Here is an 11,523-nt window from a genome sequence, read left to right as displayed (position 1 = left end):
GGGCAGAGGAAGAGACAAAAATCTCGCCGTAAAGCGGATGGGGAAACCCCACCCGCCTGCGCGGTGGGGTAGTTCATGAGAGACAGAGGTTGCCGGTGGGATAAACTGAGATGCAGACAGGTGATTTTTGAACCTGACCTCTGCCCTGGTTCTCCCGCTCTGGTGGTTCTGATAAACAAAAACGATGATGTCCTCCCGCTCCTCTTGGGTCCCAGGTGCCGCTGCCGCGGGGAGCGGGCTCTTTGTCTTCGCATTGGTGGTGGGCCTGCTGGATCAGATCCTGCCGACCCTGCCCAAGGTTTCCCTGTCCTTGGCCGGGATCCCTGGCCTGGTAGCGGCAATTGGGGCCTCCTACGGGGTTTGGCGGCTGGTTCAGATGGGTCTGCAGTCGCATTCCTGGCCTGACTTTCGAGCCTCGCTGCTGGCGGCTGTGTCCCCCTTCGATCCCGCCGATCACGGTGGCAGGCCGCGGCGACCCGAGGTGGATCCGCGTCCTCTGCAAGTGGCTGAGGAGATCCGCCAAACCCAGCTCCGCCACCAAAAGATCCTCGACCGCATCAAGCAGCAGGTGAAAGCCGAAATCCAAACCTGCGAACGCGCCCAAGCGCAACTGCGCAGTGAGCAGCAGCGGTGCCGAGTTCTGCAGGCCCAAGCCCAACAGTTGCAACGGCATCTGCAAAATCTCCAAACATCACCCCCGCCCTCTTCCCCAAACTCCAAACCGGCCAAACCCACACCAGGGCGGGAACTGCACCAAAAGCTCCGCCAGCTTCAATCGCAAGTTACCGCCCTAAAAATAGAGCTGGAACGCCAAGGGATCCAACTGCAGCAGTCGGAAGCCGAGCGGGCCCAGCTCCAGCAGCAGCAGCAAAAGCTCAAGCGCCTCCTGCAGCGCACAAAATGCGAGAATCGGCAGTTGCGCTCTCAACATGACCAATGGGCTCGGCAACTGGAGCAAACTCAACAGGAGCTGCAGGTTTTACGGCAGTCCTACCGTGCCTTGCAGGTTCTCCAAGAAATAGGCGCTACCTTAGCCCAGAAGCCACTCCCTGAGATCCCAGAAAAGGAGCCTTCTGGAACCTCCAGCTAGCAGCCTCAACTCACCCGCTTGAGCACGAACACACTCCCCTCGCTGCCCCGACCCATCCGTAAGTCTTCATCCAAATAGGTAATGTCCAGCCAGCCTGTTGGCTCGCGGCGGCGAAGGTCGATCTTCACCGCCGGGATCCGCTCTGGAGCCCGTTCAAGCAAATGGAGAAAACTCTCGATCTCGTAGCTCATCAACGCTTGGGAGCCGAGCACAAAGCGCTCGAAAATGACCCTGACCCGGCGTTCCGACTCCGGGTAGAAGCGGGCTGCCACCGCCAAAACTCCCCGTGGCAGCCAACCGGATCCCTGGATCTCCGCCACGTTGAAGACCCGTCCAGCTTTGGCCCGAATGCACTGGTAGATCTCGCCGGTGGTCAGAAAGGGCAACTTGGCCAGCCGCAGCAGGTCTGTGCTGGTGGTAAATAGGGTGAGCCAGTTCCCCTCCAACTTTTCAGGGGCAGAGGTTGGCCTGGGGGTGGGGTTGAGCACTTCCAGGGCAGCAATGTGAGACAAGATTTGGGCTTTCTGGTCAGGGGAAACCTTCCGGCCTCGGTCGGCCACCTCCAGCAGGCGCAACAGGGCCAGTTTTTGCTCAGCCAAAGACCCAGGCATGGGCTTACCGCAGCAGCACGACCCTATTTTAGGAGTTGGTGGCAGCCGAGTAGGGAAAGGGGGATCCCGGCCCTCAGCCAGTCAGCTCTTCCACCCGCCTGAGCTCTGCCACCTGCTCGTACCCCAGGCCTGCCCGCACCAACAGGGGCTCCGGCCCCGTGAGATCGATGACCGTCGAGACCTGGGCCCGATAGGGAGCCTCGTCATCCAGCACCAGATCCACCTGTTTCTCCAACTGTCGCATTTCCTCGGCGGTAAAGATTCCCCCCTCTTCCCAATCCCCAACAGAGTCAAAACCCACCTCCAAAGAGCCAACGGGATCCCCGCCCAGCTTGGCCGAGGTGGAGACGATGGGGTTGCCTAACTCGGCCAACAGCGCCTGACAGATGGCCGAATCGGGCACGCGGATGCCAGTGGTTTTCCGCTTGGGATCCATGACTAGCTTGGGCACCAGCTTGGTGGCCGGCAACAGAAACGTAAACGGGCCTGGGATCAGCCGCCGCATCAGTCGATAGGCGGGATCGCTCACCTGGGCGTACTGGGCAATTTGGGAAAGCGAAGGGCACAAAAAGGTGAGGGGCTTGTCGTTGGAAAGCCGCTTGAGACGCCTTACCCGCTCTACCGCCTGCTTGTGGGTGACATCGCAGCCAATGGCATAGACCGTATCAGTGGGGTAGAGCATGACCGCCCCTTCCCGCAGAGCGGCTGCAATCCGTTGGATGGAGCGGGCCTGGGGATGCTGCGGATGGAGCTTAAAGTACTCGGCCATTCGGGAGAAAAAAGCAAAATCTCAAGATTCGGGGCAGCTAGGGCTTTCCGCCACTTCCACAACCCCTGCAGAACGGGGAGTGGGCGGCACCGGCAGGGATCCCTGCGGCCAGTCCTTCAGTTGTTGCATCAGGGCTTGGATATGCAGACGTGGCAGGTAGGGCCAGTCGCCCGCCTCCTCTAGATCCTGCAGCACCCGATACAAAGCTTGACGGGTGTTGGGCAAAGCCTCCCGAAAGGCACCCTCCAGGATTGCGCGGTGCATCTCCTCCAGCAGCCGCAGGAGCAGCAACAGCTCCACACACGCTCCTGCCCTCGCCTGGGCTGCCTGTTCAACAGCCAACATGATCTGACGCAAATCCGGTGGCAGATCCTCCGCCGAGATATACATAGCCACTTATCTCTGGAGCTTGGCAAGGCATGGGCTCTCCCATTCTAGGATGCTTCCGCCTCAGGACTGGATGGATTTTGCCCCCACGAGATCCAGCTCCGCAGGGGATCCCCGACCCAGGCACTGCCACACCCGCTGCAAGAGCGGATCCAGCCCCTGCCTGGCAATCGCAGAAATGGCCACCACCGAAGTGCCGGCGGCAGCCGATAGCCTCTGGGTGCGCTCGGCAACCTGCTGAGGATCCAGAATGTCGATCTTGTTCAAAACCAAAATTTGCGGCTTATCGATCAACCCGTGGCCGTAGGCGCGCAGCTCCTGCTGAATGGTCTGATAATCTCTGACGGGATCCGCCGCTGTGCCATCCACCAAATGGATCAGCACCCTGGTGCGCTCCACATGGCGCAAAAACTCGTGGCCCAGCCCCACCCCCAAGTGGGCCCCCTCGATCAGCCCCGGAATATCGGCAAACACCACCCCATCTCCGGAAGGATGAGGCACTACCCCCAAATTGGGCTGCAGGGTGGTGAAGGGGTAGTCGGCAATCTTAGGCCGGGCAGAAGAGACCACCGAAATCAGGGTGGACTTGCCCGCATTGGGCAGGCCGACAATGCCTACCTCGGCAATCAACTTCAGCTCCAGGCGCAGGCGCACCCGCTCTCCGGGTTCGCCCTTGGTAAATCGGCGGGGGGCACGATTGTGGTTGCTTAAAAAATGGGCGTTGCCCAGGCCGCCTCTGCCCCCGCGGGCCACCAACACTCGATCCCCCTCACACACTAGATCCCCCAGCAGCTCGCCGGTTTGAGCGTTGAACACCATCGTGCCACAGGGCACCCGCACCAGCCGATCCGCACCACCAGCCCCGCTGCGATGGTTGGGCCCCCCTTTGGCCCCATGTTCTGCCTTGATCACCGGCTGAAAGCGAAAATCCAGCAAGGTCTGCAGGCCGGGATCTGCCACCAGGATCACCGAGCCGCCCCGCCCACCATTGCCACCGGATGGCCCCCCAGCCGGCACATACTTTTCGCGGCGGAAGGCCACGATGCCATCTCCGCCATTTCCCCCTTGCACTTCAATTTCGGCTTGGTCAATAAAGTGCAATCGTTCTTCTCCCAAATCTTCTATGCTCTAGCTTGGCAAGATCGCCGGGAAACTTGCCACAAAAGACGCCCCGCTGAGCTACTATGGTATTTCCCCAGCCACATCCGCCGCAGGTGGGAAAGTGGGAGAGTAAACATACTCTCATCTGGGGCTTTGCCAAACTCGACTGGCCTTCTACCCATTGATTCCGCGCAACTGATTCTGTTACTGCACCCCTATGAGTCGATTCACCGCTGCCGATGTAGGTTTTACCACTGAAGACTTTGCCGCTCTCCTGGATAAGTATGACTATCACTTTAGCCCCGGTGAAATTGTGGCGGGTACGGTCTTCTCGGTGGAGCCGCGCGGTGCTTTGATCGATATCGGGGCCAAAACGGCTGCCTTTCTGCCGCTCCAGGAGATGTCGATTAGCCGCCTGGAAGATCCACACGAGATGCTGCAGCCTGGAGAAACCCGCGAATTTTTTATCCTCACCGAAGAGAACGAGGAGGGGCAACTGACCCTCTCTATCCGCCGCATCGAGTACATGCGGGCCTGGGAACGGGTACGACAGCTCCAGAAAGAAGATGCCACCGTCCGCTCAACCATTTTTGCCACCAACCGAGGTGGGGCTCTGGTGCGGATCGAAGGGCTGCGGGGCTTTATTCCCGGATCCCACATCAGCACCCGCAAGCCGAAAGAAGAGCTGGTGGGTGAAGAGCTGCCCCTGAAGTTTCTGGAGGTGGACGAAGACCGCAACCGTTTGGTGCTGAGCCATCGCCGCGCCTTGGTGGAGCGGAAGATGAACAAGCTGGAAGTGGGCGAGGTGGTAGTCGGCACGGTGCGAGGCATCAAGCCCTACGGCGCCTTTATCGATATTGGCGGCGTCTCCGGCCTGCTGCACATTTCCGAGATCTCCCACGATCATGTCGACACGCCCCACAGTGTCTTCAACGTCAACGACGAAGTGAAGGTGATGATCATCGATCTGGATGCGGAGCGGGGGCGGATCTCGCTGTCCACCAAGCAACTGGAGCCCAATCCCGGCGACATGATTCGGGATCCCAAGCTGGTGTACGAGAAAGCCGAGGAAATGGCAGCCAAGTACCGCGAGCAAATGCTGGCTGCCAAGCAAGGACAGGCGGAGAAAGCCCCAGCGGAAGTGGCGGAGGAAGAGCTGGAATACGCAGCGACGGCTGTGGAATAAGGTGGTTTCGGGATCAAGGGCTGGTGGGCAACGGTGAAGCTGGATGCTGGGAAGCAAAGCACTGCTTCATTTCCTGTAGCACCTGGGCATCTTGAGAAGCTGTCCTGGCACCCGCTTGGGCAGCCCAGCACTTGAGGCTTTCGATCTGGTCGCGGGCGATGGCGGCCAGGGGTACAGTTTCCCGGATGGACTGCAGGATGTCTTCTTGGGTGAAATCGCGCCGAGCGCCGCTGCCGCCGCCCCCAAAGGCGTTGTACATCGCATCCACGATCGCCTGCTCGATCTCGGCGCCGCTGAAGTCTTGAGCGGCTGCCGCCAGGGCATCCAGGTCGAACTCCCGCAGGCGGCTGGGGCGCAGCCGCTGCAGGTGTACCCGGAAGATCTCCTTGCGCTCGGCTTGGGTGGGCAGGTTGAGGAAAAAGATCTCGTCAAAGCGGCCCTTGCGCAACAGCTCCGGCGGCAGCAGGGGCACGTTGTTGGCGGTGGCCACGATGAAGACCGGGCTGGTTTTCTCCTGCATCCAGGTAATCAGGCTGCCAAACACCCGGCGGCTGGTGCCCGAATCCCCGTCGGCGCTGCTGGTGATGTTGCCAAAGGCCTTGTCAATTTCGTCGATCCAGAGCACACAGGGGGCCATGGCTTCTGACAGTTGGATCATCTGCCGCACGCGGCTTTCTGATTCCCCCACAATGCCGGCAAAGAGCCGCCCGGCATCCAATCTCAGCAGGGGCAGCCGCCACTCGTTGGCGATGGTTTTGGCGGAGAGGGACTTGCCGGTGCCCTGGATCCCCACCAGCAGCACGCCCTTGGGGTTGGGCAGGCCGTAGCGCCGCGCCTCTTCGGTAAAGGCTTCCTGGCGCACCCGCACCCAGGCCTTGAGGTTGTCCAGCCCGCCCACGCTTTTCAGGGTCTCGCGGGCGGTGAAAAACTCCAGGATGCCCGTCTGGCGGATGGCCTGTTTTTTCTCCTCCAACACCAGGTCGATGTCGGCCTCGTTCACCTCCTGCTTGGCGGCCAAGGCGCGGGCCAAGACGCGGCGGATGCGCTCCCGGCTCAGCCCCTGACAGGCTTTGACCAGTTGCTCGCGGGCCAGGGGGCTGAGCTTGAGTTTTTCCGGGGCCACGTAGAGCTGGATGAGGCGGCTGATCTCTTCGCTGTTGGGCAGAGGAATATCGACGACGGTGATCTCCTCGGCCAGGTCGCTGGGCACTTCCAGGGTGTGGCTGAGCAGGATCAGCATTTTGCGGGTGCGCTTGAGCTCGCGGCTGAGGTTCTTCAGCTCCCGCAGGATGGGGGCATTTTTGTCGCTGCTGGCGTTGCGCAGCACAAAGTGCAGATCCCGCAGCACAAACAGGGTGTCTTCCTGGGGGGCCGAGCGCCACACCCGCCCTAGAGCGGCCATGATGGAGCCGCGGTCTTCGCCGGTATCTTGCCAGCCCCGCACCACGTCCCAGAACAGCAGCCGCCGCGGCGGATCGGTTCTCTTGGCTACTTGCACGAGCACGGCGTCCGCCGGCTCCTCTTCGGGGGAAACCAGGTAGAGCAGGGGGTAGCGGGCCCGGATCATCAAGTCCAGCTCCCGCACCAGCTCCCCTTGCACTTCGGTGGCAATCCCGCTCAAGCCGGGATCCCCGCTGCTTTGCCGATTGCGATCGGGGAGCTCTTTGAGATCTTTTGCGGCCTCTGCCATCGGGAGTTAGAAGGGTCTTGAGAAGATTCGGGGTCTATCTTCAGGATAGAGCAGGGATCCCTTGCAGTTCGGCCAACATGGCGCGGGCGGTCTGGGTGGGATCCGCCGCTTCCATCAGGGCCCGCACCACGGCTACGCGGCTGGCGCCTGCCTGGCGCACCTCGGCCAGGTTGTGGAGATCGATGCCGCCGATGGCAAACCAGGGCAGATGGGCCTTTTCGGCGGCCAGGCGCACGTACTCCAGGCCGGCAGGGGGTTTTTCCGCTTTGGTGGGAGTGGCATAGACAGGGCCGACGCCGATATAGTCCACGCCGCTATTGAGGGCTTGGGCCAGCTCTTCAGCGTTGGTGGTCGACAGGCCAATCAGCCGCTGCGCTCCCAGCAGTTGCCGGGCTTGGGCAACCGGCAGATCCGTCTGCCCCAGATGTACCCCATCCGCTTGGCTGACCAAAGCCAAGTCCACCCGGTCGTTGACGATCATCAACGCCTGATAGCGGTCGCACAGTTGCCGCAACTGCCTGAGATCCCAGAGCATCTCTCTGTCGGGAAGGTTTTTGCGGCGGTACTGCACCAGTGTTACCCCCCCGCGTAGGGACTTTTCCACCACTTCCAGCCAGTGGGGCACCGGGCTGGTAACCAAATAAAGATGGGCTGCCAGGAGACGCTGCCGCAGGGATCCCCCCAGCAGCTCACTTTCCAGAACATAGAGCCGATAGCGCATGTCTTTGGCCAGCTTGGCCAGGCCGGGCGCTACCCAACGACTGGACTCGGCCAACTTGCCGTATTCTTCCAGCACCCGCAGCGCTTCTTGCACACGGCTGCAATTGGCCTGCAACAGGTGGCCGAGATCCCGCCGTTGCTCCTCTTGCGGGTGGGAGATCTGGGTGCCTGGGTCGGCAGGGGTATCGCGGGCCAGCCGCAGCGGGTCGCTGTGCCAGCGGGCCAGGGCTTGGCGCATGGCCTTGCATTCCGCAGAGAGCTTTTCCTCTTCCAGGCCGAAACGAAACCACTCCTCCAGCACCCGTAGCCCTTCGCGAGCGCGGTCGAGGTTGGCATCCAGAATACGGGCGACGGCCTGCGGTTTCATGTTCCCTGCACGCGGGAAGAAGAGGGAAGTTTAAGAGAATCTTGATCTCTACTGTAAATCGGAATGGTTTTTCCGCAGCTGTTCTTGGCTTTCGGCAGAAAGGGGTTGATGCCACAAGGCGTTGAGAAAAGCTTGCTGCAGCGTGTGGCCCCAGGCAAACTCCCGCGGGCCGGCCCCTTCCGGCAGGTAGGCCCAAGCGTAGCACTCACAGGCGGGAAAATAACGGATCTCCCACCAAGTTCCGCCTACGGGCACATCTTTCACTGCCCGTAAGAAAGGGCCACGATGGCGGGTGAGGCGCTCTTCTACGAAATAGGGGCCTTCGAGCTGGAGGGCCTCTACTGCCGCAATGAACTCGGCTCGTTGTCGCTCATTTCGCATCATCTCCCGGCTTCCCCTCTCGGATTGGCTCTATTGTAGGAGGAGATTTCTGGAGGATCCCGCTTGATTCAGCCCAGACCGGGAACCCAATTGCGCCTGGCGCCGCCGGTGCTGTGTCTGAGCAATGGACACGGGGAAGATGAGGTGGGCAGCCGCCTTGCCCTGGCCCTGATCCAACTGGGGATCCCGGTGCAAGCCCTGCCAATTGTGGGAGAAGGGACAGCCTACCAACGCCAAGGGATCCCCCTTCTGCCCGTTGCTCAAGTGATGCCGTCGGGGGGGTTTATCTATCAAGATTGGCGGCAGTTGTGGCGGGATCTGCGGGCCGGCCTGTTGGGGCTGACGGGGCGGCAACTGGCTCTGGTGCGGCGGGCGGCGGCTCAGATGAAGCTGGTGCTGGCGGTGGGAGACATTGTGCCCCTGGCGATGGCCTGGTGGAGCGGGATCCCCTATGTTTTCGTGGGCACGGCCAAGTCGGATTATTACTGGCGGGACGAACGGGGGCCGTACCGCCGCGCTTGGATGGGGCAGCCGGTTTCCGATTACCTGCCCTGGGAACGCTGGCTGATGGCCCACCGGCGCTGCCTGGGTTCTTTTTTGCGGGATGAGCTGACGGCAACCGCTTTGCAAAAACGGGGCCTGAGGGCCTTCTACCTGGGCAACCCGATGATGGACGGCCTGGAGCCGCGCGGGGCATTACCTTTAGATCCGCACCGACCGGCCTTGCTGCTCTTGCCGGGATCCCGTCCGCCGGAAGCCTACCGCAACTGGGCCCTGATGATGCAGGTGGTGGAGCGGATCCCAAGGGAGGTTCAAGTTTATGCTGCCCTCAGCCCCAACCTGGAACCAGACCAGCTTCAGGCTCGGATCCCACCTCAGCGCAGCGATGTACTTCTGGTTTGGGGGAACTTCGGCGCCTGTGCCCACCGGGCCACGGTGGTGCTGGCCATGGCGGGAACGGCCACCGAGCAATGTGTGGGCTTGGGAAAGCCGGTGGTCACTTTGCCGGGCGGGGGGCCACAGTTTACGCTCCGCTTTGCCGAAGCCCAAACCCGTCTGCTGGGATCCGCCGTCCACTTGACCTCGGTGGAGCAGGCCCCCGCTGTGGTTAGCCGGATTCTGGAGCGTCTGGCCGTCGATCCCAACTACACGGCTGAGTTGCAGGCCCACGGACGCCGCCGCATGGGATCTCCAGGCGCTGCCCGGCGGATTGCCGCCCAGGTTCGAGATTGGCTCAAGCCACCCGACCCGGTTTTGGAACCGTCCGAGCCGGGTATATAGTGATCTCAAATCCTTAACCAGAGAACGAGTTAAAAATCCTGACTGATCTCCGTTGGTTTTCTGTTCGTTGTCATTGTTCAATTTATTGGGTAATGTCAAACCTTTTGGGGTTGGAGAGCAGTTGGTGGATCCCTTGCTACGGGTGGGCGGGAACGGCGCTGGCTCTCCCTTGGGCCAGTGGCTGGATCAAGCGCAGTGGCCCGCGCCCGGCAGCTTACCTCAATATCCTACTGACCTTTGTGGCCCTTGCTCATGGCCTTTGGCTGTTGCGGCAGGTTTGGGGTCGGGATCCCCAGATCCTGAACTACCTCTGGTTTCGGGTGGCCGATCTGGATTTGACCCTGTCTTTGGAGGTTTCGTCTCTGACGCTGGGAACCGTTGTCTGGTTCAGCGGCTTGAGCCTGCTGGCCCAGATCTATGCCTTGGGGTATTTGGATAAGGACTGGGGCCTGGGTCGCTTTGCCGCCCTGATGGGCTTTTTCGAGGGCGGGATGACGGGGATCGCCCTCAGCGATTCCCTGTTTTTCAGCTACGCGCTGCTGGAGATGCTGACGCTTTCCACCTATCTGTTGGTGGGCTTCTGGTACGCCCAGCCGCTGGTGGTCACTGCAGCGCGGGATGCTTTTCTCACCAAACGGGTGGGAGACCTGTTGCTGTTGATGGGGGTGGTGGCGGTTTCCAACTTCTCCGGCTCTTTGACCTTTTCCGGCCTGCGGGATTGGGCGGCTACGACCAGCTTGGATCCGACTTGGGCGGCCTTGATGGGGTTGGCTTTGATTGCAGGGCCGCTGGGCAAGTGCGCCCAGTTCCCGCTACACCTGTGGCTGGATGAGGCCATGGAGGGGCCCAACCCGGCTTCGATCCTGCGCAACTCGGCGGTGGTAGCCTGCGGCGCTTTTGTCTTGATCAAGCTGCAGCCCCTTTTGGCTCTCTCTCCCCTCACCGATGGGGTGCTGGTGGCCATCGGCACGATTACGGCTATAGGGGGATCCCTAGTGGCCTTGGCGCAAATCGACCTTAAGCGCACCTTCTCCTACTCCACCAGTGCCTACCTAGGCTTGGTGTTTGTGGCGGTGGGGACGGGGCAGCCGGATTTGGCCCTGGAGCTGCTGCTCATGCACGGCCTGGCCAAGGCGCTGCTGTTTATGGGGGTGGGATCCCTCATCTACACCACTTCTACCCAGGATCTGACGGAGCTGGGGGGCCTAGGGAGCCGCATGCCGGCTACCCTGGCCGCCTTTGCCGTGGGATCCCTGGGGATGGTGGCCCCACTGGGGTGCTTTTGGACTCTCATTCGCCTGGCGCTGGTGTACAGCGAGCCGGCCCTGATGGGGGTGTTGCTGCTGGTTAACGGGCTGACGGCTTTGAATCTGGCGCGGGTGTTTGGTCTGGTCTTTTTGGGATCCCCGCAGCCCAAGACGCGCCGCGCGCCTGAGGTGGGCTGGCTGATGGCCCTGCCCATGGTTATCCTGACGGTGCAGAACTTGCTCATGCCCTGGCTCTTCTGGCGCTGGGGGCTTTATCCCGCTTGGATCCCGGAGCTGCAGCAGATGGCTGTCTTGCTGGGGGCCGCAGGGTTGCTGGGAGCCAGTGTTGGTGCCTGGCTGTACTGGGGAGGCCGGCGGCGGCTGCGCCTGCCCTGGCCGGAGCTGCAGGATCTCTTGGCCCAGGATTTCTACACCGGGCAGCTCTACCAGGCGCTGCTGGTGCAGCCGGTCAGCGCCCTCTCCCGCGGACTGGAATGGCTGGATCGCAACGGGGTGGATGGCCTGGTGAACGGGGTGAGCCTGGCTTTTTGGTTTAGCGGCGAAGCCCTCAAGTACACCCTGTCGGGGCGGATGCAGCTCTACGTGCTGCTCATTGTCATTGGGGTCGTGGTGGTTACCGCTTGGCTGCTGCGTTCGCCCCATTTGGGATTGGCCTATTGAGTGGGAGGAAGC

At 61.5% G+C, this 11,523-nt stretch carries 11 protein-coding genes; 4 read left to right on the top strand and 7 right to left on the bottom strand.

The annotated features are described in order from the left end of the window. Positions 1 to 259 precede the first annotated feature (259 nt). On the top strand, positions 260 to 1,090 hold the full coding sequence (locus NW851_RS08645) for a hypothetical protein (RefSeq protein ID WP_414337825.1): 831 nt from the start codon (positions 260 to 262) through the stop codon (positions 1,088 to 1,090). A gap of 5 nt (positions 1,091 to 1,095) precedes the next feature. Here NW851_RS08645 and NW851_RS08640 read toward each other — a convergent pair whose 3' ends face one another. From NW851_RS08640 to obgE, 4 genes are all read right to left on the bottom strand, one after another. After that, positions 1,096 to 1,701 (bottom strand): PAP/fibrillin family protein, encoded by a 606-nt coding sequence (locus tag NW851_RS08640; protein WP_414333155.1) that lies wholly within the window; start codon positions 1,699 to 1,701, stop codon positions 1,096 to 1,098. Between the two features lie 73 nt (positions 1,702 to 1,774). Then, positions 1,775 to 2,470 (bottom strand): L-threonylcarbamoyladenylate synthase, encoded by a 696-nt coding sequence (locus NW851_RS08635; protein ID WP_414337822.1) that lies wholly within the window; start codon positions 2,468 to 2,470, stop codon positions 1,775 to 1,777. A 21-nt stretch (positions 2,471 to 2,491) separates the two neighbouring features. Continuing rightward, entirely contained in the window at positions 2,492 to 2,860 is a 369-nt protein-coding gene (locus NW851_RS08630) for a hypothetical protein (RefSeq protein ID WP_414333159.1), read from the bottom strand. A gap of 60 nt (positions 2,861 to 2,920) precedes the next feature. Further along, positions 2,921 to 3,958: a GTPase ObgE gene (gene obgE, locus NW851_RS08625; RefSeq protein WP_414337830.1), complete on the bottom strand. Its 1,038-nt coding sequence runs from the start codon at positions 3,956 to 3,958 to the stop codon at positions 2,921 to 2,923. A 217-nt stretch (positions 3,959 to 4,175) separates the two neighbouring features. Here obgE and NW851_RS08620 point away from each other — a divergent pair, with 217 nt between their 5' ends. Then, a complete protein-coding gene (locus tag NW851_RS08620) occupies positions 4,176 to 5,144 on the top strand; it encodes a 30S ribosomal protein S1 (RefSeq protein WP_414333161.1) in 969 nt (322 codons plus the stop codon). 13 nt (positions 5,145 to 5,157) lie between these two features. Here the strand turns inward: NW851_RS08620 and NW851_RS08615 are convergent, their stop codons facing one another. The 3 genes from NW851_RS08615 to NW851_RS08605 all read right to left on the bottom strand — a co-directional run bounded on the left by NW851_RS08615 (position 5,158) and on the right by NW851_RS08605 (position 8,305). After that, a complete protein-coding gene (locus NW851_RS08615) occupies positions 5,158 to 6,711 on the bottom strand; it encodes an AAA family ATPase (RefSeq protein ID WP_414333217.1) in 1,554 nt (517 codons plus the stop codon). Between the two features lie 163 nt (positions 6,712 to 6,874). Continuing rightward, a complete protein-coding gene (locus tag NW851_RS08610; RefSeq protein ID WP_414333163.1) occupies positions 6,875 to 7,921 on the bottom strand; it encodes a thiamine phosphate synthase in 1,047 nt (348 codons plus the stop codon). Between the two features lie 48 nt (positions 7,922 to 7,969). Continuing rightward, a complete protein-coding gene (locus NW851_RS08605) occupies positions 7,970 to 8,305 on the bottom strand; it encodes a hypothetical protein (protein WP_414333165.1) in 336 nt (111 codons plus the stop codon). Between the two features lie 60 nt (positions 8,306 to 8,365). Between NW851_RS08605 and NW851_RS08600 the strand changes: the two genes are divergently transcribed. Both NW851_RS08600 and NW851_RS08595 read left to right on the top strand, forming a co-directional pair. Further along, positions 8,366 to 9,583 (top strand): lipid-A-disaccharide synthase-related protein, encoded by a 1,218-nt coding sequence (locus NW851_RS08600; protein WP_414333166.1) that lies wholly within the window; start codon positions 8,366 to 8,368, stop codon positions 9,581 to 9,583. A 92-nt stretch (positions 9,584 to 9,675) separates the two neighbouring features. After that, entirely contained in the window at positions 9,676 to 11,511 is a 1,836-nt protein-coding gene (locus NW851_RS08595; protein WP_414337816.1) for an NAD(P)H-quinone oxidoreductase subunit F, read from the top strand. The last annotated feature ends 12 nt before the right edge of the window (positions 11,512 to 11,523 follow it).

It is taken from the genome of Synechococcus sp. H55.7 (assembly GCF_047462395.1).
GTDB lineage: Bacteria > Cyanobacteriota > Cyanobacteriia > Thermostichales > Thermostichaceae > Thermostichus.
The sequence above is the reverse complement of the archived record's forward strand: the minus strand, read 5'-3'. Positions and strand labels throughout refer to the sequence as shown.